Annotated in this window: 23 protein-coding genes and 1 tRNA gene; 7 read left to right on the top strand and 17 right to left on the bottom strand. The window is 71.0% G+C overall.

Annotated elements, in window-relative coordinates; genetic code table 11:
- Positions 1 to 313: 313 nt before the first annotated feature.
- The 5 genes from M3185_RS06700 to M3185_RS06680 form a co-directional block, all read right to left on the bottom strand.
- Positions 314 to 934: a hypothetical protein gene (locus M3185_RS06700; protein ID WP_251332897.1), complete on the bottom strand. Its 621-nt coding sequence runs from the start codon at positions 932 to 934 to the stop codon at positions 314 to 316.
- A gap of 119 nt (positions 935 to 1,053) precedes the next feature.
- A complete protein-coding gene (locus M3185_RS06695) occupies positions 1,054 to 1,260 on the bottom strand; it encodes a hypothetical protein (protein WP_251332896.1) in 207 nt (68 codons plus the stop codon).
- 438 nt (positions 1,261 to 1,698) lie between these two features.
- Positions 1,699 to 2,916 carry an AAA family ATPase gene (locus M3185_RS06690; protein ID WP_251332895.1) on the bottom strand — a complete coding sequence of 406 codons (1,218 nt, stop codon included), beginning with the start codon at positions 2,914 to 2,916 and terminating at the stop codon, positions 1,699 to 1,701.
- The gene (locus M3185_RS06685; protein ID WP_251332894.1) at positions 2,913 to 3,215 is read right to left on the bottom strand and encodes a hypothetical protein; all 303 of its coding nucleotides are present in this window, start codon (positions 3,213 to 3,215) and stop codon (positions 2,913 to 2,915) included. The genes M3185_RS06690 and M3185_RS06685 overlap by 4 nt, the downstream gene beginning before the upstream one ends.
- Before the next feature lie 88 nt (positions 3,216 to 3,303).
- On the bottom strand, positions 3,304 to 3,510 hold the full coding sequence (locus M3185_RS06680; protein WP_251332893.1) for a helix-turn-helix transcriptional regulator: 207 nt from the start codon (positions 3,508 to 3,510) through the stop codon (positions 3,304 to 3,306).
- Positions 3,511 to 3,635: 125 nt separating this feature from the next.
- Between M3185_RS06680 and M3185_RS06675 the strand changes: the two genes are divergently transcribed.
- Positions 3,636 to 4,256, top strand: a complete 621-nt coding sequence (locus M3185_RS06675) for a helix-turn-helix domain-containing protein (RefSeq protein ID WP_285859578.1) — start codon at positions 3,636 to 3,638, stop codon at positions 4,254 to 4,256.
- Positions 4,257 to 4,267: 11 nt separating this feature from the next.
- Positions 4,268 to 5,578 carry a site-specific integrase gene (locus M3185_RS06670; protein WP_251332892.1) on the top strand — a complete coding sequence of 437 codons (1,311 nt, stop codon included), beginning with the start codon at positions 4,268 to 4,270 and terminating at the stop codon, positions 5,576 to 5,578.
- A 110-nt stretch (positions 5,579 to 5,688) separates the two neighbouring features.
- On the opposite strand, the gene M3185_RS06665 is transcribed toward M3185_RS06670, so the two are convergent.
- Positions 5,689 to 5,770, bottom strand: a tRNA-Tyr gene (locus M3185_RS06665).
- Between the two features lie 139 nt (positions 5,771 to 5,909).
- The gene (locus tag M3185_RS06660) at positions 5,910 to 6,233 is read right to left on the bottom strand and encodes a hypothetical protein (RefSeq protein ID WP_251332891.1); all 324 of its coding nucleotides are present in this window, start codon (positions 6,231 to 6,233) and stop codon (positions 5,910 to 5,912) included.
- Positions 6,234 to 6,372: 139 nt separating this feature from the next.
- Here M3185_RS06660 and M3185_RS06655 point away from each other — a divergent pair, with 139 nt between their 5' ends.
- Positions 6,373 to 6,864, top strand: a complete 492-nt coding sequence (locus tag M3185_RS06655) for a YajQ family cyclic di-GMP-binding protein (RefSeq protein WP_251332890.1) — start codon at positions 6,373 to 6,375, stop codon at positions 6,862 to 6,864.
- A gap of 724 nt (positions 6,865 to 7,588) precedes the next feature.
- Here M3185_RS06655 and M3185_RS06650 read toward each other — a convergent pair.
- From M3185_RS06650 to M3185_RS06640, 3 genes are all read right to left on the bottom strand, one after another.
- The gene (locus M3185_RS06650; RefSeq protein WP_251332889.1) at positions 7,589 to 8,635 is read right to left on the bottom strand and encodes a hypothetical protein; all 1,047 of its coding nucleotides are present in this window, start codon (positions 8,633 to 8,635) and stop codon (positions 7,589 to 7,591) included.
- A 961-nt stretch (positions 8,636 to 9,596) separates the two neighbouring features.
- Positions 9,597 to 9,821, bottom strand: coding sequence for a hypothetical protein (locus M3185_RS06645; protein WP_251332888.1), 225 nt, complete (start codon positions 9,819 to 9,821; stop codon positions 9,597 to 9,599).
- Positions 9,822 to 10,164: 343 nt separating this feature from the next.
- Complete coding sequence (locus tag M3185_RS06640; RefSeq protein ID WP_251332887.1) at positions 10,165 to 10,467, bottom strand: hypothetical protein; 303 nt, start codon at positions 10,465 to 10,467, stop codon at positions 10,165 to 10,167.
- A 421-nt stretch (positions 10,468 to 10,888) separates the two neighbouring features.
- On the opposite strand from M3185_RS06640, the gene M3185_RS06635 reads away from it, so the two are divergent.
- Positions 10,889 to 11,155: a hypothetical protein gene (locus tag M3185_RS06635; RefSeq protein ID WP_251332886.1), complete on the top strand. Its 267-nt coding sequence runs from the start codon at positions 10,889 to 10,891 to the stop codon at positions 11,153 to 11,155.
- A gap of 100 nt (positions 11,156 to 11,255) precedes the next feature.
- On the opposite strand, the gene htpX is transcribed toward M3185_RS06635, so the two are convergent.
- Positions 11,256 to 12,137, bottom strand: coding sequence for a zinc metalloprotease HtpX (gene htpX / locus M3185_RS06630; protein ID WP_251333011.1), 882 nt, complete (start codon positions 12,135 to 12,137; stop codon positions 11,256 to 11,258).
- Between the two features lie 199 nt (positions 12,138 to 12,336).
- Here htpX and M3185_RS06625 point away from each other — a divergent pair, with 199 nt between their 5' ends.
- Positions 12,337 to 12,825 carry a Fur family transcriptional regulator gene (locus M3185_RS06625; protein WP_251332885.1) on the top strand — a complete coding sequence of 163 codons (489 nt, stop codon included), beginning with the start codon at positions 12,337 to 12,339 and terminating at the stop codon, positions 12,823 to 12,825.
- 10 nt (positions 12,826 to 12,835) lie between these two features.
- Here the strand turns inward: M3185_RS06625 and M3185_RS06620 are convergent, their stop codons facing one another.
- A complete protein-coding gene (locus M3185_RS06620; RefSeq protein ID WP_251332884.1) occupies positions 12,836 to 14,242 on the bottom strand; it encodes an SseB family protein in 1,407 nt (468 codons plus the stop codon).
- A 223-nt stretch (positions 14,243 to 14,465) separates the two neighbouring features.
- Between M3185_RS06620 and M3185_RS06615 the strand changes: the two genes are divergently transcribed.
- Positions 14,466 to 15,782, top strand: coding sequence for a DUF6882 domain-containing protein (locus M3185_RS06615; RefSeq protein ID WP_251332883.1), 1,317 nt, complete (start codon positions 14,466 to 14,468; stop codon positions 15,780 to 15,782).
- Positions 15,783 to 15,803: 21 nt separating this feature from the next.
- On the top strand, positions 15,804 to 16,736 hold the full coding sequence (rarD, locus tag M3185_RS06610) for an EamA family transporter RarD (protein WP_251332882.1): 933 nt from the start codon (positions 15,804 to 15,806) through the stop codon (positions 16,734 to 16,736).
- Between the two features lie 175 nt (positions 16,737 to 16,911).
- Here the strand turns inward: rarD and M3185_RS06605 are convergent, their stop codons facing one another.
- The 5 genes from M3185_RS06605 to M3185_RS06585 form a co-directional block, all read right to left on the bottom strand.
- The gene (locus M3185_RS06605) at positions 16,912 to 17,061 is read right to left on the bottom strand and encodes a methionine/alanine import family NSS transporter small subunit (RefSeq protein ID WP_251332881.1); all 150 of its coding nucleotides are present in this window, start codon (positions 17,059 to 17,061) and stop codon (positions 16,912 to 16,914) included.
- Positions 17,058 to 18,842, bottom strand: a complete 1,785-nt coding sequence (locus M3185_RS06600) for a sodium-dependent transporter (RefSeq protein ID WP_251332880.1) — start codon at positions 18,840 to 18,842, stop codon at positions 17,058 to 17,060. The genes M3185_RS06605 and M3185_RS06600 overlap by 4 nt, the downstream gene beginning before the upstream one ends.
- An 86-nt stretch (positions 18,843 to 18,928) precedes the next feature.
- Positions 18,929 to 20,008, bottom strand: coding sequence for a polyprenyl synthetase family protein (locus M3185_RS06595; protein ID WP_374238476.1), 1,080 nt, complete (start codon positions 20,006 to 20,008; stop codon positions 18,929 to 18,931).
- Between the two features lie 11 nt (positions 20,009 to 20,019).
- A complete protein-coding gene (locus tag M3185_RS06590; RefSeq protein WP_251332879.1) occupies positions 20,020 to 21,315 on the bottom strand; it encodes a geranylgeranyl reductase family protein in 1,296 nt (431 codons plus the stop codon).
- On the bottom strand, positions 21,312 to 22,028 hold the full coding sequence (locus M3185_RS06585) for a demethylmenaquinone methyltransferase (RefSeq protein WP_251332878.1): 717 nt from the start codon (positions 22,026 to 22,028) through the stop codon (positions 21,312 to 21,314). The genes M3185_RS06590 and M3185_RS06585 overlap by 4 nt, the downstream gene beginning before the upstream one ends.
- Positions 22,029 to 22,131: the final 103 nt, after the last annotated feature.

The following is a 22,131-nucleotide window of genomic DNA, read 5'->3' as shown; positions in this document are numbered from 1 at the left end:
GCCAGTGTGCTGCACCGTTAGCCTAGTCCGAGGCGTCAGCGCGCGCGGTTCACAACACCCGAGGATGCGCCAATGTCGCCATCCAAGTAACTCACCGTGGCGCCAACCAGCTGCAGCTTGTCGGTCGGACCACGCCCGCTTCGCCAGGCTCTGAGCGAGTTCTGCTCAGCGTCGACGCACGCCTGTGGTTTCGGCGGAGGTCGGTGGGACAAATCACCGAGCAGACCAAACCTTTAGCAGTCCCCATGTCATATCCCTTGGACAGGACAGTTGGAAGCCAAAGAAATGCCCTTGATGCGCTCGACCATGGATTTCAGGACTGTTGCCGCCAATCCAGCCATGGGCTGAGGTTAGAAGCTGTGAACAGGATGTTGCCTCGCAGCAGCCTTCCCTCTTCCCCGAAGGAGTACGCCGCGTCGGGCTTCCAATTGGGGCTGAGGAAGACGAGGGATGCGTGCCTGGGAACTTGACCGACCGGCTTCAGGTCCGTGGGAAGGAACTCCACTGGGGTGTCGTCGAGCGACATGACGGTGAGGATCCCCGGTCCGGCATCCGGAGTCGCCCCATTGTCGCTGCTACCTGATCCCGCCGCTGCGCTTCCGCTGTGACCGAGAATCTTGGCGCGGGACTCAATCAGCTTCCGCCGCAAATCCAGGGCCCGGAGGATGTCACCCACCCCGACCCCGGGTGCGGTGACAACGGTGGCAACCGCGGCATCTACCTGGTCGAGCTGTTCCAGGGACAAGGCCACAAGCTCGTCGGCACCGAGCGTGGCGCGGCGCTCCAGCCCCCGCCGCAGAGCTTTGGCGACTCCGGAACGGGTGGTGATGCCCACTGTGGGGTCGCGGGCAATCTGCTCCAGAGTCTTACCTTGGGCGCGGAGCTCGAGGACGCGGGCCTCGTTCTGCAAGGCGATCTCCTGGTGCCTGCGCATGCTTGGGTCCTCCCTTAGGTGTCCCGGTTCGTGTCCTGGTGGGCGATAAGCTGCAGCTCTTGCTTTCGCGGAATCGGCACCACTTCGCTGATGGCCGCCGTCGCGCCCTTGGCGATCCCTCATCCTTCCTCCCTCCGGATTCCATGAGCGAGCACGATGTCGGCGTACCGCGCGGGATCGATGGCTTGGAAGTTTTCGTCCATGGCGCGAAGGTCACGATGGGCGCCACCGCGGTCAAAGTCCTCAGGATCGAGACCACGAGTGACGAGCCATTGGTAGAGGTGAGTCAGTTGCTTGAGGTCGCGCGAAAACGGGGCTGTGGTCATGGTGGGGTTCTCCTGGGAGAGATGGCTGGCGTGGATGTGGTGGAAGCGCCGCACGGTGACCTAATGTGCAGGCCGAACACAGGTACTTGCCACAGGAGAGGTGACAATAGGAGGTCGTAGCCCATGCTGGCCGCAGCCCTGCGAGGCCACTGGGAACCAAAACGAAGCAAGCGGTGAGTGCGCCGATCGCCGTGACGGATAGGGGTAGCCCGCGGTTCCCCACCGGGTCTCCCGGAAGTGCACAGGGAGTGCTCGGGGCCGCAAAGGACCGGGCGGAGCCGAGATCGACAGATCGGATACCACTGTCCGGTGATCGGAATGTCGTGACCGCAATGATCAGTGACGCAGCGGAGGTCAGTGAGGGGATCTGTGTCACGTTGTCCCTGCCGTTCGGCGTGGCACTGCGAGCATGGGAGCCAGATGGCGCCGTGGGGACAGTCAACGGGTGACGCCCTGTTCCTGCCTTAGCGGCCCCTCCAGGTTCCTCTCCCCCATGGACTCTTCATGGATCCCATGGATTCCTTCGTGCCAGGCGCGAGAATCCATGGGATCCATGGAGCTGTCAGTGGGATCCATGGGTGCGACGACAGGGACCTTGATTGCCCAGACGTACTTCGCCCCCTTGCCGTAGCCGCTCCGCCCGGTCGTGACCTCCGGATTTTTCATCTCTTTCCGGCGCCTCTGCAGGGTCTTGACGTTGAAGCCAGCAGCGGCTGCTGCCTTCTGCACTTCAGCGGCCGGCGCCGTGCCGCCTTCTTCGCTCAGGTACTCAATGATGAAGCGTTCGTAGATGTCACGATCATCCCCAGCGTCCTCCCGATGGCCCTCACGGTGGAGCAGTTCGGCCACGGTCACCTCAGACTCTCCGAGAAACCGAACTCGAGCCACGCTGGTCGGCCCGTCGCTGGTGGGCACATCGACCGATTCAAGGGCGAACCGGTAGGAGCCACTGCCAGTGCCGTAGTTGTTCTTGTCCTGGCTGAGGATTCGTTCCCCGCTCTGCTCGTCGGTGGCGAAGGCCAGGTAGGAGCGGGTGACGTCGCGCCAGGCGTGGGAGCCGGAGAGCCTGTTGCTCACCGAGCCGGCAGCCTTGCCGAAGTGGTTGATCAAAACCATGGCGGCTTGGTACTTCTGAGCGAGCGCCATCAGCGGTCCGTAGGCCGCACGGACGTCCTGGACCTTGTTCATGTCGCCGTACATCAGAGCAGGGGCTGGATCGACGAGGACCAGGCGCGCCCCGGTCTCCGACATGGCAATCTCGAGCTGAACAGAATCTAGGGGGAAGCGCAGTTCCCGCCGCATGGCCAGGGTGTCCGTGACAGTTTCCACCTCGATGGCGTACACGTGGTCGAGGTCGGCGCCGGCGGCGAGGAGGCGGGGCACCATGATGGAGTCCCAGTCGTCCTCCGGCCCAAGGATGATCACAGTGCCACGGGTCCCGTAGAGGTCACCGGGTAGCTCACCGCGGGTAAGTTGTGCCGCGAGATCCAACATGAAGGTGGTCTTGCCCTCCCCGCCCTTGCCGGCACAGATGGTCCCTGTGCCCAACGGGATCACGCCAGCATCCCCAGGCGCCCAGAACCACTTCTGCCGACGCGGGGTGATCATGGACGCCGGGGTCAGGAGGAGACGCTCGGTGGCTTCCTGCGCCGTCACGCGACCGGCCCCCTTCTCAAGTAGGCGGTCTGGGGCGGGAGCGGGCGAGACTCGTTGTTCTGGTCCTCAGCCAGGCGCTCCAGGAAGTCGTCGGCCGCGAGCGCGGCTTTTCCCCCTGCCTGATGCTCTCCGTCCGCAAAGCCGTGGTGGCGACCATGCTGATATGCCGCACAGACGACGGGATCGGCAGCCCAGATCAGCTTCTCGGCAAGATGGGTCACGGCGATTTCGGCGCGCACGACAGCTTCGACTCGGAGATCGCTGGAGACAGAAGTCTCGGAAGACTTCGAGATTGACATCGTAGTGATCCTGTTCAGGGGACAGAGTCGTCGGATTCCGACTGTGGCCGGACGGCGGCGCTCGAGCGCAGGAATGGTCACCGAAGGCTCACGCTTCGTCGTGCGGGTCGACGCCGAGGAAGTGGTAGAGCTCGGCGGTCGGGACCCGGAGCTTGCGTCCGAGACGGAGAACCCGAATGGGAAACTGCCCCAGCCTGACGAGCTCGTAGGCGGTGGAACGGCCGATGCCGAGAGCTTGGGCGGCATCGGGCCATAGGGGGATGGTGAGGGGCCGAGGACCGATCTGGTGCTTCATGTACACAACCTCCGAGTTGATGACCCGCAGGATGTCAGCGAGTCGCTCCAGAAGTACCACATCGTGCTGGACGATGCCACTTTCTCCATGTAGCGTGCACTGCAAGCACAACGAAGGGTGATTCCATGACTGAGTGGGCGACTGAGACCACACATCGGATCGGGCGTAACGTCGCCCTCGCACGGAACCGCAGGGGAATGTCCGCTCAGGAGCTGGCCGAAGTGTGTACCCAGCTGGGAGTGCCAATGAAACGGACATCCATTGCCAATCTTGAGAACGGGCGACGCGACAGCATAAGCGTGACTGATCTCATCGCTATCGCTAACGCCTTGGACGTCCCTCCCATTACCCTCATCTATCCCCACGATCAAGCAGGGGCAAAGATTGAGGCAGTACCCGGCTTACCTGTCATGACCTTCGACGCGCTGACGTGGTTCAGTGGAGAAAGACCGAGCTTGTTTGGTGGGGGTGACGCCGCTTCGGACCCGGAGTACTCCATACTCCGGAACCTCCGCAACATCCTGGCGGCCGAAGCTTCGGCGCGCCATTTTCTTCGTCACGAAACAGACGACTTCGAACTGCAGAAGCAGATGGTGAAGCACGCCGTCTCTGCCCTGCGGGGGGCGCTCTCCTACCGGGAAACATGCAACCAACTACTCGCCCATCCACTTCCAATCCCTGATGATCTGGCCCTGGTGTACATCCAGGCCAAGGCACACGAATTCAGCAGCCCGGAGGTTCTCTAATGGCCGGGTCCGTGTTCAAGCGCTGCACGTGCACCGCACTGGCTCTGACCGATCCGAAGAGTGGAAAAAGGCGGGTCTGCACTAAGTCGCACGGGTCCTGGTACTTCAACGTGCTCACCGGTACCACCGATCCCATCACCGGGAAGCGGAAACAAGTCGTCCGCAGTGGATTCAAGACCAAGCGGGAAGCTGAAGCAGCGCTCGTCGATTTCGTGTCCCAAATGAACGCCGGCACCTGGACCGACGATCGGGGCCTGACCACGGGAGCGTGGCTGAACACCTGGCTGGAGCGGAAGGTCGAAAACGGCCTTCGCCCTGCCACGGAGCGGCTCTATCGGCAGCATATTGACGACTACCTCATCCCGGGCCTCGGGAGTCTGCGATTGCGGGACTTGCGTCCCGGCCACGTGTCCGACTTCCTGGCCCACCTCCAGGCGACACCGGGGCGATGCGGGAGGCCATTGTCCGCAAACACGGTGACGCGGGTGCACGCCTGCCTCCGCTCTGCCCTGGCGACCGCGCTGAAGATGCGACTGGTCAGCTTTAACGCGGCCCGGGACGTGGAGTTGCCCAAGGTGCAGCGGGCCCGAGTGCGGCCATGGGAGCCATGGGAGCTGGGGGCATTCTTGGACGGAGTGCAGGGTGACCGGCTGGCACCGCTATTCGAGGTAATCGCCGGCACTGGGTTACGACGCGGCGAGTCCCTGGGATTGCGGTGGGAGGACGTCGACCTGACCAAGGGTGTGGTGACGGTCCGGCAGCAATTGACGGAGCGCTCAGGAACTGAGGTCGAGTGCCTCAGCTGCGAGTCGGTGCATCGGGGGTTGAGATTCGGGACGCCAAAGACGGATTCGGGCGAGTATCGGCGAATCGAGCTGGATGCCGGAACCACTGGCGTGCTACTCAGCCACCGCCTCACCCAGGACTGCGAGCGCCAAGAGTGGGGCTCGGAGTACGCGGATCACGACCTGGTCTTCTGTGCCGAGGACGGCAATCCCCTACGTCCCGAACGGGTGGACCGGCTGTTCCACCGGCTGACGGAGACGGTTCTGGTCCCCGCCAACCGCGATGACCCGAATGGGCCGAAGGTACCTCTACGGAAAGTACGGTTGCACGATCTCCGCCACGGACAGGCGAGCCTGCTCATGGCCGCAGGCGTGGACATGAATGTTATTTCCAAGCGACTTGGGCACTCCCGGTCGTCATTCACAGCGGACGTGTACGCGCACTTGCTGGAAGGGGTGGGGCGGGACGCAGCAGAGCGCGCGGCGGCGTTGATTCCGAGGCGGTCCTCGGCTGCTACCCCTGACGGGCAGTTCTAACATCCTTCTAACAAATCGGTCCCCGGGAGCCGCGGGGGGAGTGTCGCCTGACAGCAGAAAACCCCGGTTCCTAGGTGTTTCTCCTAGTGAACCGGGGTTTTCCCGTGCCGTGGCAGATGAGGGATTCGAACCCCCGTAGGCATTGCCAGCTGATTTACAGTCAGCCCCCTTTGGCCGCTCGGGTAATCTGCCGGGGTTGCACTGCCGGGCCTCGCGGACCGGCAACGGCGGCCCCCGCATGCGGGAGCACTTCAACAGTACAGAAGATCGGGCGGGATGCGAAATTGCCGCCGCGCCCCGCGGCGGGCCCGTCGGCCCGGCCGTCGACCCCTCAGCCGGCGATCCTGCGGCTCACCTGCTGGAGGAACGCCGCGGCCTGGAGCTCGGTGATCTCGCCGTGGGTGATGGCCTCCGCCAGGTCCTGGGCCACGCCCGCGAGCCGCTCCGCCACCTCGGGGTCCAGCTCTCCCGCCCCCGTCGGCGCGGAGCCCGGGGCTCCGTACGGGGACGCCGTCAGGGTGGCCGTGGCCATGGCCGGGGACAGGCCCAGGCCCGTCAGCAGGAGGACCGCCAGGGCGGTCGCCGCGACGGCGGGGCCGCGCCGGGTCCGGGAGGAACGGGGCACCACGTCGTCGGGATCCGTCGCTCTGCTCATGCCGCCATCCTCGGAGGCCGACCTGGACGGACCCTTGGGCGAAGGTCACGAAACGGTGACGGGACGCTCCCGGTAAACTGGAGGGCGAGTCCGGCGGGCACCCACCGGCCGCCCGCATCCCCGCAGCACAGGAGGCAGCATGGCCAGCGATTCCTCGTTCGACGTCGTCAGCAAGGTCGACAAGCAGGAGGTGTCCAACGCCCTGAACCAGGCGCAGAAGGAGATCGCCCAGCGGTACGACTTCAAGGGCGTCGGCGCCGACATCGACTTCTCCGGCGAGAAGATCCTCATGAAGGCGAACTCCGAGGAGCGCGTGAACGCCGTGCTGGACGTCTTCCAGTCCAAGCTCGTCAAGCGCGGGATCTCCCTGAAGTCCCTCGACGCCGGCGAGCCCTTCGCCTCCGGCAAGGAGTACCGCATCGAGGCGTCCGTCAAGGAGGGCATCGCCCAGGACCAGGCGAAGAAGATCACCAAGCTCATCCGCGACGAAGGGCCCAAGGGCGTCAAGGCGACCATCCAGGGCGACGAGCTGCGGGTCTCCTCCAAGTCCCGCGACGACCTGCAGGACGTCATCGCGCTGCTCAAGGGCTCGGAGCTCGAGGTCGACCTGCAGTTCATCAACTACCGCTGATCCGGGGCATCAGCCCCGGTCGGCGACGCGGGACCTCCCCGGAGTCCGCACGGAGTCCGCAGGAGCTCCGAGAACCTGCTGACCCATGGGGCCGGCGGCATCCCCGCGCGTGGTGTCCTCCGCGGTCGGCCCGGAGGCGCACAAGTGCCGGAGGTCGTGCAGTGGAGCGACCCCCGTCGGCCGGACCGGGGTGACGCTGGTTCCGTGGAGTCCCGTTTCTGCATTCCTGGGCCAGGGTGGTGTGCGCCCGTTCGCACGCAACCGGTGAGACCCGGCCCAGCGCGCAGTGGCGCCTGCGCCGGCTCCCGAGGTGGTCGGAGATCGCGTTGGCCCGCTCGAGCCTCGCCCTCCAGCGGTGCCGGTCGAGCAGCTCGACCGGCACGCGCGACCCGGAGCTCTCCCTGAGACCGTTGCCGCAGCAGCCAGCGATCGATCCCCTCGAGGGAACGAGCCCGGACTCCCCGGCCCGCTGGATGAACGCCCGGGAGCCAATCTGCACTGACGTGCTCGGCAGGGGATCACCATCCCCCGCCGCCGGGGTGCGGTTCTGCACGGCCATCGACATCGCACTGATCCTCGGCGCGGCGGACTCCTGCGGCACCGCCTCCCGGATCGGCTCCACGGCCCGCGGGTGCTTGCCGTTCCGAGGGGCGGACACCGGCGCCCGCCCACCGCGCGATCCCTTCCACCGGCGGTGTCCCTGCCGGCCGGCCGGCTCCTCGGATCACCGCAGCCGCGCCTGCACCGTGCTCCCCGGCTGGCCGGAGAGCAGGCCCAGTTCCGCGCCCGGCCCGGTGAGGTAGCGGTGGAGACCGTGGGCGACGATGGTGTTGCCCAGTGCGTTCAGATGTCGGCGGTCACTGCCGACGATCGACCGCGGAGGCAGGCCCATCGCCAGCCACCGCCGGTCGTGGCGCGACGCACCGATGCGGTACGGGCGCAGGGCAGGCAGGTCCCACAGCTCCGGATCGCGCAGGTCGGCCATGACGTCGTGGTACTGCGCCCCGTACCGGCGGCGGTGGGCGGCGTTGACCTCCTGCACCCGGTCCCAGCCGACCGTGCCGCGCCGGTCGGTGTAGGTGCACCACTGGCCCATGACCACCGAGGTGGCCGGCTCCACGGCATGGGTCGCCGCGGTGTCCGCGAGGACCCGGGGAATGTCCTCGATGTTGTTCTTGCCCATCCACAGCAGGTGCAGCCGGCCGCGGTCGGCTTCCTCCAGGCCGGTGTGCCACCGGACGGCCGCGCCCGGCTCCAGCGCGACCTCGTCCCCCGGCACGTCGCGGTGCAGGAACACCGCGCCGCTGCGGCCCGGCACCGACTGGATCGAGCAGCGCACCCCTGCGACCGTGCCCGGGATCGGCCCGCACCTGCCGGGCACGCGCCCGTCGGCGCTCGCCACGGTGACCGAGCCCCGGCCCGGCAGGCTTCCGGTCCCCGTACCGGAGGCCAGGTCCAGGACGTAGGGGTGGTCGTGGCTGCGCATCGACAGGGTCTGCCACGAGACGTCACCGCTGACCGCCCGCGTGGTGCCGGGCACGTCGAGCAGTTCGGACAGCAGGCCCTCGATGCGCACGGGGCGGTAGCCGGGCGGGTGCTGCCGGGCCAGCTGGCTGGCGGCGGAGGACGATCCCCACAGCACGAACCCGTGGGGTGGCGCGCTGGGCGCCGGGAGGCGCCCCCCCAGGACCGTGACGGCCGCGAGCAGCACCCCGCCACTGAGCAGGGCCCGACGCGACGTCGCCGCGCCCCCCGGTCCGTTGCCGGACATGCGGTGCTTCGGTCCGTGCGCAGTATTGCGCGCTGCGAACGGCTCGGCGAACTCCCCTGACACGACGCCCCCTACGATTCCCCCCGACCATGCTGTTAACTATGGTGAATTATTGAGGTGGCCCCGGCTGTCCACTCTTCTGCCCCGCGCCCGCCGGTGTCGCGCTCTCCTCTGCCACGCCCTCGGTCTCCTCGTCCCCGCACGGGCGCTCCAGGGACTGGCGCCCCGGACCATCGGCGGGCGACCCGAGGCCGTGTTGCGGCCACCAGCACCCGGCTCCAAGGCCCGTGGGAGACGGGCCATGGGCGCGCCCCGACGAGATCGCAGCAGGGCCCGCCGCTCGTGGCGACGGGCGTTCGCCATACCCGGCGACTGGTCCCCTGGTCGGTGCCGTCCCGGTGGGACGTCCATGCGGAGGCTCCGGGAGGCGGGGCCGTGACCGCAGGAGCCGACATCGGCCGACGGAGCGCTCCGGTGGAACACGGCCCCGCCATCCTGGGCCGAACCGGGCCGGCGGACCCTTCACGGGCTCTGCGGCCCGGCCGAGGACGGAGCCACCGACGACGGCGTGGCTGCCGCAGCCCCGGGGAACTCGCCCTCCACCGTGCCGTCCGTGGAGCACCCCCGGTGGACCGCTGCTGCACACCGACCCCGGAGCATCCGGCACCCATGGCGGCGCACTCCCCTGAGCCACCTGCGTGACATCTCGACGCTGCACGCCCACGGTGACGGCATGGTCGGCCCGGGTCCGGGACGAGGCGCCACCGTGGCGTGCGCCGGCTCCGCCGCCCCGACCACAGGCTGCGGCCTCCGGCGGACCGTCAGGGCTTCTCCACCACGTCCTCGTCGTCACGCAAGGCACTGTGAACCACTCCCCCGGCGGACGGGCAACGACGGATCAGCTCCCGGAACCCCACCTAGGGGCAGACCGGGTGGTGGCCCCTGGGGTGCGCGTGGCCGTTCAGTAGATCGGCCACGGGTCGCCCTGGAGGTCGTCGAGGGCGCCCGGGGCATCCTCGCCCGGCTCTCCCGCTGGTGCAGCGCGGTGCTCGGCAGTGGAGTGGAGACCGGCTCGCACAGGGAAGTAATAGACGAGGACGACAGCGCACAGCAGCACCAGGGCATAGACACAGGCGACGCCGGTCGGAGCGTCCAAGAACGAAAACGATGTTTGCAGGGCCCCCATGGTGGTCAGTATGTGCGCGTTTCCATGCAGGGCGCGTCCGCTCTGCAGCCCACAAGGAGTGGGGCGCCCACCGGTCCCCGGACGGCAGGAGGACCGGGCGGACCCCTGGGGATCGTGCATCCGCGGGCTCACCGGCTCCGCAGCGAGTCCGCGGACGACCGGTCACGGCAATCCCCGAACCACGCGGCCGGGAGGCGTCGGCAGGAACCGCCGAGCGCCCGGACCCGGCTCGCCGACGACCGCTGATCCGAGCCGTCCGCCCCGGTCGGCGAAAGCTCCGGGAGCCTGCCCCAGCACGGCCGGCCCGCGCGGCACCGGCGCCCGGGGACATGTCCAAACGGCCTCAGGCGACGTGGGGCGCCTGTCGCACGGCGGCGAGACGGCGCAGCTGCGCCAGCGCCTCGTTGTCGCCGACGCCGAACCCGCGCTCCCACTGCGCGGCGCACTCCGCCGCCTCGTCCTCGGTGACGTCGGCCTGCGGGTACACCCCGGGCGCCCAGGGGTTGACGCGGATGGCCGCCAGGAGGGCGCTCCACTGCCCGGCCGGCCGGTCGAAGTCGTTCATCAGCATCCGGTGGTTCCATCCGGCGCGGCGGCCCATCCTCTGCGCGTCGGTGATGCGGGCGATGTGCATCGGGGTGGTCATCGGTACCAGCCTCCAGGGATCGGATGGACCGGACACCCGCCCGTCAGGGACGAGCGCCCGTCGTGCTCGACCGTCCACCTGCCGCCCACGTCCCCTGCGCGCATCGACACTGCACGACGCGCGGATCCGTGCGAGCCGGCAGGAACCGGTTCATCTGTGCCTCCAGCAAGCCAGAACGCCGGTGAGCGCGGAAGCCCCCAGAAATGCCCCGTTGCCTGCGCCCGGAAGCGCGGCGAAGATCGGAGCAACCACGGCCACCTGTGCCGAAGCGAGCGCCGACGCGGGCACTGCTCCCCGGACACCCCTCCGGCCGCGCACCATCGGCGTCACAGTCGCGAATACCGCGGGTCCACGCCTTATCTTTAGTAACACTGGATCACACGGCCGGGGGGCAACTGTGAAGGCATGGAAGAGGACAGCGGTGGGGGTGCTGACGTCCGGCGCGCTCGTGGCCGGCGCCTGGGTGACGCCGGCGGCCGCGGCGGACGGCAAGGTCGACGTGGCCGTCGGCACGAAGGTCGTCCTGGAGAACGCGAGCATCAAGCGCGCCGCGGCCCGGGCCGCGCGCCTGTGCGGGGGCGAGGCCAGCGATTTCACGGAGGCGGCGCACAAGGCAGACCGCACCGGCAAGCACGTGATCGTCTGCACGGCCAAGGGGTCGAAGAAGCACGTGTCCTTCAGGTCCTGACCTGCCGCCCGCCCGGGCCGGGGAACCCGGACCCCGACGACGATGACGGCGCCCCTCACCTTCCGTGGTCAGGGGCGCCGTCGCCTCGTCGGGGTGCGCGTCAGCGGCGCAGGCCGGCCATGCCCTCGAGCCGCGCCACCCGGTCGGCCGTCGGCGGGTGGGTGCGGAAGAGGCCCGCCACCCCGCCGCCGCGGAACGGGTTGGAGATCATCAGGTGGGAGGTGTTGACCAGCTTCTGGTCGGCCGGGTCCAGCGGCCGGGCGCTCGTGCCCATCTCGATCTTGCGCAGGGCCGAGGCCAGGGCCAGCGGGTCGCCGGTGAGCCGCGCGCCGTCCTCGTCGGCGTCGTACTCGCGCGTGCGGGAGACGGCCAGCTGGATGACGGTGGCGGCGACGGGCGCGAGGAACGCCATGAGCAGCCCCACCAGGGGGTTGCCGCGCTCGTCGCCCCGGCCGGCGCCGAAGATGGCCGCGAACTGCAGGGCCTGGGCCGCGGACGTGATGATGCCGGCGACGGCCGCGGCGATCGACGACGTCAGGATGTCCCGGTTGTAGACGTGCATCAGCTCGTGGCCGAGCACCCCGCGCAGCTCGCGCTCGTCGAGGATCTGCAGGATCCCCTCGGTGACGCACACGGCCGCGTTCTGCGGGTCGCGCCCGGTGGCGAAGGCGTTCGGGCTCATCGTGGGGGCGATGTACAGGCGTGGCATCGGCCGGTCCGCCCGCTGGGAGAGCTCCCGCACGATCCGGTAGTACCCCGGCGCCTGCTGCTCCGTGACGGGGATGGCCCGCATGGAGCGCAGGGCGATCTTGTCGCTGTTCCAGTAGCTGTAGGCGGTCGAGAGCAGCCCGATCAGGGCGAAGACCCAGATGAAGAGGCTGCTGCGCATGCTGCTCGCGACGACCCAGCCGATGGCGAGCAGCACCGCCCACATGCCGCCGAGCAGCAGGACGGTCTTGAGTCCATTGTTGTGGTGGTGCATCACGGGCACGGCTCCTTCTGCCGGTGGCGTGGGGTCTGCGCTCAGCACAACGGCGGCGGAGGGCGCCGTCTTCCCGCTCCACCGTCCGCGCAGGCAGTTCCCAGGTCATTCCGAGCGTGTGTCCGGGCCCACCCCGTCCCGCCGCCGGAGGACCCGCCTCGCTATTGTGAGTCCGTCGTGATAACGCTACGGTGGGGGCATGCAGACAACGGATCGTCCCGCACCCGCGGACTCCGGCCGGGCTGCGACGTGGTCGGACCGGCTGCGCTCCTCCGGTCGCCGCGTCACCAAGCAGCGGCTGGCCGTCCTCGACGCGGTCGACCGCCGTCCCCACTCGACCGCCGAGGACGTCGTCGCGGCGGTGCGCGAGGTGCTGCCGACGATCACGGTGCAGTCCGTGTACGTGGTGCTGTCCGATCTCACCGCCGTCGGGATGCTGCGCAAGTTCGAGCCGCCGGCCTCCCCGGCGCTGTACGAGACCCGCACCGAGGACAACCACCACCACGCGTACTGCGTGCGCTGCGGCGCGGTCTCCGACGTCGACTGCGCCGTCGGCCGCACGCCCTGCCTCACGCCCTCCGACGCCCACGGGATGCGCATGCTCTCCGCCGACGTGGTCTACCGCGGCATCTGCGCGAGCTGCCTCGCCGCCGAGGGCGAGCCCGCCGGCGGGCTCCCCGCCGCCTGAGCGGCCCCGCTCAGCCGCGTCCGGCGCCCCCGCCGGCGTCCTTCTCCGTGCCGGCCGCCGGGTCCGCGCCCGCGGCCGGGTCCGTTCCCGCGGTCCGGTCGACCAGCGCCAGCAGCTCGCGCAGCTGCTCGGCCGTCAGTGTGGCCACCGGGGGCCGGGCGTTGAGGCAGATCTTCTTCGCCCCGGCGTCGAGGGCGAAGCGCAGCGCCTGCCGCGACGGCGCGGAGCGCACCTCCAGCGCCGGGTCCAGTGCGGCGATCTCCGCCGCGGACGTGAACAGCAGCAGGGTGTCCGGGGCCGCGCCCTCCTCCTCCGGCTTCGCGTAGACGGGCACCGCGCGCCCGCCCCGCACCCGGGCCCCGAGCAGCAGCACCGCGTCGGGGGCGAGCAGCCCCGCGAGCAGCTGCGGCATGCTGTTGTCGAGCAGCGCGGCCTTGACGGCGTCGTTGCGGGGCGAGCGCATGGCCCACTCCACCTGGGGGCGCCCGATCCGGCAGCCCTGCCGCGCCGGGTCGATCACGAGGTGGTCGTACTGGGCGTCGTCCACGAGCATCTGCAGGACCTTCACGGCGGGCTCGCGCAGCAGCACGGGCTGCCCGCCGCCCTCGTGGTGGCGCTCGAACATGGCCTGCGCCTCGGCGGCCGAGGTGTAGGCGGCCAGCGAGCGCGTCCCGTCCGCCTCGCCGAGCGTCTGGACCCGCAGCTGGGAGCCGGGGCCCACGGTCTCGCCGCCGGGACCCTCGACGAGGGTGCTCGCCGTGACGTCCAGCAGCAGGGACCCCGCCATGCACTGCCGGACGACCTCGATCATCCCGGCGTCGTCCGGGGCGCTCGCGAACCGGTCGATCGCGGCCCGCACCAGGGGGTGGACCACGCCCTCGCGCTCCGCCGCGCGCTCGGCGCCGGGCTCGAGCACCGGCAGCTCCACACCGTCCCGCCGCGCGAGCTCGCCCGCCCACGCGGGAGTCCGGGCCCGGGTGCGCGGAAACCGCTCCAGGTGCTCGAGCAGGTCCCGCGCCGTGTAAGGCCCCTCCGTGCCCCACGTGCCGGGCTCGCCGTCGAAGTCGTAGGTCCCGCCGATCCGGTAGGCGGGTTCGGGCCAGCCCTGCGCGAGGATCGCGACGGTCGCGGTGAACCAGGTCCCGCGGCCCGGCAGGTAGGAGCGCTCCCGCAGTTGCCGGACGGCGGGGATGACAGCGCTGTCCTCCTTGACGGGGCCCGCGGTGCCGGGGACCACCTGCTCGCCGCGCTGCTCGCGCACGCGCAGGTGCACGCGCCCGCCCTGGACCTTGAGGTCCACGATCATCCGGTCCCACCCCGGCTCGGTGCGCAGCACCGACAGCACCCACGAGCCGATGGTGTTGAGCAGCTCCTGCTGGCTGGGGCCGGAGGTGGCAGCGGCGGGGTTCTCGCTCATGCGGTGGCTCGTTCCCGGCCCGCACGGGGCCTGTTCGGATCGGGTGGACACGGGGCGGGGGCGGGCGGCCGGGCACGGCGGCGCCGGTCCGCACGCCTCGCGCCCACCCTACCGAAACGGGTGCCGCCCACCCCGGGCCGGGCCCGTGTCCCGGGGGCCGGGGACGCACCGGGCGCTTCCGCGGTGACGCCGGGGCGCGCGGGAGAATTGCTAGCCTTGGCGCATGACGAAAACGCTGCAGGACCTGATCGACGAGTCGATCTTCATCTCCACCGAGTACCAGGCCAGGCTGGCCGAGCTGACCCAGGGCGCCGGGTGGGACGTCGACTTCTCCGCGCCAGCGTTCACCCTGCAGACCGAGCCCCCCGTGACCCTGACCCCGTACCTGCTGGGCACCGACTCCGCCTCCCGCGGGTCGTGGATCTGGTCCTGGCAGGAGCTGGGGCACTTCCCCGCCGCCGTGGTCTCCGCCGCGGTCCAGGCCCGGGAGGCCGGCACCCGGCTGGGCGTGGCGGAGCTGTCCACCGACGAGCTGCCCGTGGCGGAGGGCCTGGCCCGCCGCCTGACCCTCGCGGCGAAGGCCGTCACGGGGATCTACGCGCACTACCCGGCGACCGCCGGCGGCGGGGTGACCGCGTGGCTGCTGCTGGAGGGGCCCGAGTTCGAGCTGCCCGAGCTGACCGTGGAGCGGATGATGCGGGTCATCGCGGAGGCCCTCACCACGGACACCGCCGTGGACCACAACCTGGCCGTGGACTCCTACGCCAAGCTGCGCGGCGCCCACATCGAGTGGGACACCGAGGCCACGTGCGTGGTGACCGTCGCCGACGGCGCCCAGCGCTTCTGGTTCGACGACCACCAGATCTCGGGCGTGGAGCCGGCCGAGCCGTCGGTCGGCCCCGAGATCCTCGCGGACCTCGCCGCGGACGCCCGGGCCCGCGCCGCCACCCTGCGCGAGGACCGCGCGGCGGCGGAGGCCACGGCCGCCCGCCGGGAGGCCGAGCCGCAGCGCGCCGCCGCGCCCGCCGAGGCGCCGGCCCCGCAGCCCGCCGCGCCGGTCGAGCAGACCGTGCCGGCGTCCCCGGAGCAGCCCGAGCCGCTCGAGGTGCCGGACTTCGTGGAGACCGAGCACGCCGAGCGCCCGGCCGAGCGGGAGCCGGAGGAGCAGCCGGCGGCCTACGCCGGGGCGGCCGAGGCCGACCTGCCGTTCGATCAGGAGCCCTCGGACCGCGACGTGCGTCCCGGCCGGGTGAGCACCACCGTGGTGCCCGGCCCCGAGCCCGTCCGGGCGGAGCCGGCCCGGGCGGCCGCCCCCGAGCGGGTGGCCGAGCCCGTCGCGGAGCCCGTCGCGGAGCCCGTCGCGGAGCCCGTCGCGGAGCCCGTCGCCGAGCGGGAGGTCGAGCGCGAGGTCGTCGCCGGCCCCGGTGTCCCCGGCAGCGCCACCGCGGAGCCCGTGGTGGACGGCGAGGAGGCGGCCGAGGAGCGCGAGGAGCAGGCCGAGCGCAAGAAGGGCTTCTTCAGCCGGTTCTTCGGGCTCTGAGCCCGGGCGGTACCCTCGAGCGTGACCGCATACAACACCGCACCCGGCCCGGGTCCCGACGCGCAGGCGAGGACCCGGGCCGGACTGCTGTCCGGGTTCGGCGCCTACGGCATCTGGGGCCTGTTGCCCCTCTACTTCGTGCTCCTCGAGCCAGCCACCCCGGTGGAGATCGTGGCGATGCGCGTGCTGTTCTCCCTCGTCTTCTGCCTGGCCGTGCTCGCCCTCACCGGCGGGCTGGGCCCGCTGGGCCGGGTGCTGCGCTCGCCCCGCACGATCGGGGCCCTGACCGTGGCGGGCCTGCTCGTGGGGAGCAACTGGTTCCTGTACACGGTCGCCACGACCACGGGCAACACGCTGGAGGCCTCCCTGGGCTACTTCATCAACCCCCTGGTGGCCGTCCTGCTGGGCGTGGTCGTGCTGCGCGAGCGGATGCGCCCGCTGCAGTGGGCGGCCGTGGGCGTGGGCCTCGCCGCCGTCGTCGTCATGGCGGTCTTCTACGGCGAGGTGCCGTGGCTGTCGCTGGGCCTGGCGTTCTCCTTCGGCTTCTACGGGCTCGTGAAGAACATGGTGGGCGGGGCCTACCCGGCGATCGTGACGCTCACGGTCGAGACGCTGGCCCTGGCCCCCGTCGCCGCCGCCGTCGTCGGGTCGCTGGCGGCCCGGGACCGGCTGAGCCTCGCCACGGAGGGGACCGGGCACTTCCTGCTGCTGCTCTCGTCCGGCGTGATCACCGCCGTGCCGCTGATCCTCTTCGGCGTCGCCGCGACCCGCCTGCCCCTGAGCACTGTCGGCATGATCCAGTACGTGGCCCCGATCATGCAGTTCCTCCTCGCCGTGCTGGTGCTCGGCGAGCGGATGCCGTTCGTGCGCTGGGTGGGCTTCGGGTTCGTGTGGTGCGCCGTGCTGCTGCTGGTGCTCGACGCGGTGCGCGCCCCGCGGGCCGTCCGCGCCTGACGGCGAGCCCGCCCCGGCCACGGGCGGTGACCGACCACGAGGAAGGACCGACCACGAGGAAGGACCGGGCACGAGGAAGGACCGGGCACGAGGAAGGGCCGGGCACGAGGAAGGGCCCCCGGCGCGGTGCGCCGGGGGCCCTTCCTGCGTTCCGGGCCTGGGGCCCGGGAGCGGATCAGGTGGTGCGGACGTAGTCGTCGGCACCGAAGCCCTGGTCGTCGTCGGGGACCTCGGGGGTGCGCCTGAGGTGCACCAGGGCGGCGACGAAGCCGCCCCACACCGTCAGCACGGCGATGAGCATCATGACGATCGCGACGGGGGTCATCGGGGGTCCTCCTCGGTCCGGGTGGGGGTGGTGGCGCCTTCGGCGCCGGACGTCCAGGGCGCGGTCTCGGAGGGCTCGGCCGCCGCGTGCCGGCCGGAGGAGGACGCGACGGTCCCCTCCTGGACGGTGCGGTAGGAGAACTCCTGGTCCAGGGCGGGCGTGCGCAGGGCGGAGTCCGACCAGCGGGACAGCGGACTGCCGTGGCGGAGCCGGTGCCGGTCGACGTGGGCGTCGAGGATCGCCGGGGACGGGCTGAGCTCGGACGCCCGGGAGGCCGCCGGCCAGGGGAGCTTCGAGAGCAGGTACGCGATCACGACCAGCCCGATGGCCATGCCCCAGCCGAACGTGCCGACGAACCACGTGGGCATCCCGCCGTAGCCCTCCGCGATGGTCGTGGTGAGCGTGTCGATGAGGATGTAGCCCAGCACGATCGGCGTGATGCCACCGGCCACGACCATCCACGTGCGGCCCAGCTTGAAGGACGACACCGAGTTGAGGTGGTCCCGCAGGGTCGGCAGGGCGGAGAAGCCGGCGGTCAGCAGCATCACGGAGACCAGGGCCGCGGCGACGATGCCGAAGTTGTTGACGAAGGCGTCCGTCACGTCCAGCAGGTTCAGCCCCGTGGTGGTCGGGAACAGCAGCAGGGAGATCACGGTCATCGGCAGGACCACCCCGATCACCGCGGTGCGCCGGCGCAGGCCCAGCTTGTCCTGGACCCCGGCCACGACGACCTCCGCGATCGACACGAGCGAGGTAAAGCCGGCGAAGGTCAGGGAGGCGAAGAACAGCACGCCGATGAGGGTGCCGAAGGGCGCCTCGGCGATGATCGTGGGGAACGCGATGAACGCCAGGCCGATGCCCGAGGTGGCGACGTCGCCCACGGCCACGCCCGCCGTCGAGGCCATGAAGCCCAGCGCCGCGAAGACGCCGATGCCCGCGAGGATCTCGAAGCTCGAGTTGCCGAAGCCGACCACGAGCGCCGAGCTGGTGAGGTCCGTCTTGGGCTTGAGGTAGGACGAATAGGTGATCATGATGCCGAAGCCCACCGACAGCGAGAAGAAGATCTGCCCGTAGGCGGCGACCCACACGGCGCTGTCGCCCAGCGCCGCCCAGTTGGGCGTGAAGAACGCGTTGAGTCCGTCCGTGGCGCCGGGCAGGGTGAGCGCGATGACCACGATCACCAGGAACATGACCACGAGCAGCGGGATGAGGATCAGGTTGACCCGGCCGATGCCGTTCTGCACGCCGAGCAGCAGCACGACGAGCAGCGCGATCCAGGCGATGCCCGTGGCGAGGAGCACGCTGGGGATGAAGTCGAAGCCGACCGTGACCTCCTCGGAGACCTGCATGAAGTCGGACATGAAGAACGCGGCGGGGTCCGCGCCCCAGGCCTTGTTGAACGAGAACAGCGTGTAGAGCATCGCCCAGCCCAGGATGAGGGCGTAGTAGACGGCGATCACGAAGCTGATGCCCATCTGCCACCAGCCGATCCACTCGGTCTTGGGGTGCAGGCGGCGGAAGGCCAGCGGCGCCGAGGCGCGGAAGCGGTGGCCGACGCCGTACTCGAGCATGAGCAGCGGGATGCCGGCGGTGAGCAGCGCGACGAGATAGGGGATGATGAACGCGCCGCCGCCGTTCTCGTAGGCGACGTAGGGGAAGCGCCAGATGTTGCCGAGGCCGACGGCGGAGCCGATGGCGGCGAAGATGAAGACCGTGCGGCTGGAGAACGCCTCGCGAGACGTGTTCTTGGCGACGGGTCCGGGTGGGGCTTGTTGGCTCATGGGTCGTCCTCGGGTGCGGTGGATGGTACGAATGCACCCAGGTTAGTCGCGTGCGGCCGTGCGCCGCACCGGAGGACGGAGGCGGGTCAGGCCTCGCGGTGGACGACGGCGTGCGCGAAGGCCACGAGCGCCCGCTTGGCCACGGAGTCGGGCAGGGGCGCGAGCGCCGCGATGGCCTCGTCGGCCCAGTGCCGGGCGATCCGCCAGGCCTCCTGGGTGGCCGGGTGCGCGGCGAGCGCGGCGACCGCCCGCGCGAGGGCCTCGTCGGAGGTCAGGTCGCAGTCGAGCAGCTCGACGGCGGCCCCGGCCTCGGCGTCGCCCTCGGCGGCCATCCGGCGCAGGATGAGCACGGGCAGCGTGGGCACGCCCTCGCGCAGGTCCGTGCCGGGCGTCTTGCCGGAGACCTCGTCCGCGCCGACGACGTCGATGACGTCGTCGGCGAGCTGGAACGCGATGCCGACCTTCTCGCCGTAATCCACCATGACGTCGACGACGTCCTGCTCGGCGCCGGCCAGCGCCGCCCCGAAGTGCCCGCACGCCGCGATGAGGGAGCCCGTCTTGCCGGCGAGGACGTCGAGGTAGTGCTCGAGCGGGTCCTGGCCCTCGCGCGGGCCGACCGTCTCGTGCAGCTGGCCCAGGACCAGGCGCTCGAAGGTGTCGGCCTGGATCTTGAGGGCGCGCTGGCCGAGCTCGGAGACCATGGAGGAGGCGCGCGCGAAGATGAGGTCGCCGGTGAGGATGGCGACCGAGTTGCCCCACACGGTCTGGGCGGTCGCCACGCCCCGGCGCAGCGGCGCGGAGTCCATGACGTCGTCGTGGTAGAGGGTGGCGAGGTGGGTGAGCTCCACGACGGCGGCGGCCTCGAGCACGGCGTCGTTGATCCCGCCGCCGATCTCCGCCGCGAGCACGGTCAGGAGGGGACGCACCCGCTTGCCGCCAGCCTGGAGCAGGTGGCGGGAGGTGATGTCGGCGAGCTGGTCGGCGCTGCGCACGGCGTCGTCCAGGCGCTCCTCGATCCGCGCGAGCGCCCGGAGCACGACCGGGCCGAGCCGCTCGTCGGACGCGATGAGGTCGAAGCCGGCGGGCAGCTTGACCTGATCGGCGCCGAGGCCCGTGCCGAGGCCCGCGCCGGGGCCGCTGGAGCTCGGGGAGGAGGATTCAGTCACGGTCCACCACTCTAGCGAGTTTTCGGGGGGCGGGTGTTGCCGGTGGGGGGCGTCAGGGCGTCCAGCAGGGCGATCACCCGGTCCTCCCACGTGTGCGGCGGGCGGTCGGCGAGCTCGGTCATCACCCGGACCACGAAGCGCATCAGCGCGGGCACGGCCATGCCCGTGCGCACGGCGGCCTTCATCACGGCCGGGCTGCCGATGAGCTGGGCGAGGACCCGGCCCTGCGTGAAGTGGGCGCCCCACTCCTGCCGCACCCGCTGCGGGTAGCGGGCGAGCACGAGCTCGCGCTGGGCGGGCCCGTGGGCGGCCGCGGCGGCCACGACGTGCTCGGCGGCGTAGCGGGCGGACTCCATGGCGTTGGAGATCCCCTCCCCGTTGAACGGGGACACGAGCCCCGCGGCGTCGCCCAGCAGCAGCATCCCGGGCACGTGGTGGGGCGTGCGGTTGAACGCCATGGGCAAGGCGGCGCTCAGCACGCGTCCCCGGCGGTGCTCCTCGTCGAAGGCCCACTCGGCGGGCATGGACGCGGTCCACCCGGCGAGCACCCTGCGGTAGTCCAGCGCCCCGAAGGCCGGGGAGGTGTCGAGGATCCCGAGGCCCACGTTGGCCGTGCCGTCGCCGACGCCGAAGACCCAGCCGTAGCCGGGCAGCAGCGCCCCGCGCGGGTCGTGGCCGTCGGTGAGCTCCAGCCACCCCTCCATCCAGTCGAGCTGCGAGCGCGGGGACTCGTAGTACGCACGCACCGCGACCCCCATGGGCCGGTCCTCCCGGCGGTGCAGGCCCGCGGACACGGCGGCGCGCGCCGAGTTGCCGTCCGCGGCGAGCACGACGTCCGCCCGGTGCTCCTCGGCCCGCCCGGTCCGGCGCCCGGCGTCGTCGACCACGGCGGCGCGGGCGCCGACGACCCGACCCGCCCCGTCGCGCAGCACCCCGGTCACGGCGCGCCGCTCCAGCACCCGGGCCCCGGCCGCCCGGGCGTGCTCGGCGAGCTGCTGGTCGAAGCCCAGGCGGGTGCGCACGAGCCCGTAGGAGGGGAAGTCGGTGAGCTCGGGCCAGGGCACCTCGACGCTGCGCTGCCGGGCCACGAGGCGCAGGCCCCGGTTGCGGGCGTAGCCGAGCCCGGGCCCGTGCGGCAGGCCCATGAGCTGCATCTCGCGCACGGCGCGGGGGGTCAGCCCGTCCCCGCAGACCTTCTCGCGCGGGAACGCGGTCTTCTCCAGCACGGTCACCTCGATCCCGGAGGCGGCCAGCCAGTACCCGGCGGTGGCGCCCGCCGGCCCGCCCCCGAGGACGAGGGCCCTCATCGGGTGGTGGAGGCGCCCGCGGCGGGCTTGAGCGCGCGGTGCACGGCCACGATGCCGCCCGTGAGGTTGCGGTACTGCACCCCGGTCCAGCCGGTCGCGGCGATCTCGGCGGCGAGGGCCTCCTGGTCCGGCCACGCCGCGATGGACTCGGCGAGGTACTGGTAGGCCTCGGGGTTGGACGCGGCGCGCGCGGCGATCCCGGGCAGGGCCTTCATGAGGTACTCGGTGTAGACGGTGCGCAGCGGCCCGAACGCGGGGGTGGAGAACTCGCAGATCACGAGCCGCCCGCCGGGGCGGGTGACGCGCAGCATCTCGGCGAGGGCGCGCTGGTGGTCCTGGATGTTGCGCAGCCCGAAGGAGATGGTCACGACGTCGAAGCTCTCGTCCGCGAAGGGCAGCCGCGTGGCGTCCGCCTGGACGAACTCGATGTCGGGGCGGCGGGCGCGGCCCACCTCGAGCATCCCGAGCGAGAGGTCCGCGGCGACGACGTCGACGCCCGCGTCCGCGTACGGCTCGGACGAGGTCCCGGTCCCGGCGGCGAGGTCCAGCACCTTCTCCCCCGGCACCGCGCCGACGGCCTCCGCGACGACCTTGCGCCAGCTCCGGGCCCGGCCCAGGGAGAGGATGTCGTTGACGAGGTCGTAGCGGGGCGCCACGTCGTCGAACATGGCGGAGACTTCGTGCGGCTGCTTGGACAGGTCTGCTCGGTTCACCCGCACATTGTCGCACCTCCCCCCGACGCCCCCTCGCGGCCGGGCGGGCCCCGGCCCGTGCCCGGTCCGGGGCCCGCACGGGCCTGTCGGCCGTCCGGCTTAG

The organism is Kocuria rosea (assembly GCF_023715525.1).
In the GTDB taxonomy this organism is placed as follows: Bacteria; Actinomycetota; Actinomycetes; order Actinomycetales; family Micrococcaceae; genus Kocuria; species Kocuria rosea_A.
This window is presented reverse-complemented; position numbering and strand designations above follow the sequence as displayed.

Coding starts and splice junctions, on each gene's coding strand:
- M3185_RS06680 (WP_251332893.1), bottom strand. CDS start 3,510: ATGAAGCACCAGATCGGTCCTCGGCCCCTCACCATCCCCCTATGGCCC.
- M3185_RS06645 (WP_251332888.1), bottom strand. CDS start 9,821: ATGGGGGCCCTGCAAACATCGTTTTCGTTCTTGGACGCTCCGACCGGC.
- M3185_RS06590 (WP_251332879.1), bottom strand. CDS start 21,315: ATGAGGGCCCTCGTCCTCGGGGGCGGGCCGGCGGGCGCCACCGCCGGG.
- M3185_RS06650 (WP_251332889.1), bottom strand. CDS start 8,635: ATGTCCGGCAACGGACCGGGGGGCGCGGCGACGTCGCGTCGGGCCCTG.
- M3185_RS06640 (WP_251332887.1), bottom strand. CDS start 10,467: ATGACCACCCCGATGCACATCGCCCGCATCACCGACGCGCAGAGGATG.
- M3185_RS06660 (WP_251332891.1), bottom strand. CDS start 6,233: ATGAGCAGAGCGACGGATCCCGACGACGTGGTGCCCCGTTCCTCCCGG.
- M3185_RS06695 (WP_251332896.1), bottom strand. CDS start 1,260: ATGACCACAGCCCCGTTTTCGCGCGACCTCAAGCAACTGACTCACCTC.
- M3185_RS06615 (WP_251332883.1), top strand. CDS start 14,466: ATGACGAAAACGCTGCAGGACCTGATCGACGAGTCGATCTTCATCTCC.
- htpX (WP_251333011.1), bottom strand. CDS start 12,137: ATGCACCACCACAACAATGGACTCAAGACCGTCCTGCTGCTCGGCGGC.
- M3185_RS06620 (WP_251332884.1), bottom strand. CDS start 14,242: ATGAGCGAGAACCCCGCCGCTGCCACCTCCGGCCCCAGCCAGCAGGAG.
- M3185_RS06685 (WP_251332894.1), bottom strand. CDS start 3,215: ATGTCAATCTCGAAGTCTTCCGAGACTTCTGTCTCCAGCGATCTCCGA.
- M3185_RS06700 (WP_251332897.1), bottom strand. CDS start 934: ATGCGCAGGCACCAGGAGATCGCCTTGCAGAACGAGGCCCGCGTCCTC.
- M3185_RS06605 (WP_251332881.1), bottom strand. CDS start 17,061: ATGACCCCCGTCGCGATCGTCATGATGCTCATCGCCGTGCTGACGGTG.
- M3185_RS06655 (WP_251332890.1), top strand. CDS start 6,373: ATGGCCAGCGATTCCTCGTTCGACGTCGTCAGCAAGGTCGACAAGCAG.
- M3185_RS06625 (WP_251332885.1), top strand. CDS start 12,337: ATGCAGACAACGGATCGTCCCGCACCCGCGGACTCCGGCCGGGCTGCG.
- M3185_RS06675 (WP_285859578.1), top strand. CDS start 3,636: ATGACTGAGTGGGCGACTGAGACCACACATCGGATCGGGCGTAACGTC.
- M3185_RS06600 (WP_251332880.1), bottom strand. CDS start 18,842: ATGAGCCAACAAGCCCCACCCGGACCCGTCGCCAAGAACACGTCTCGC.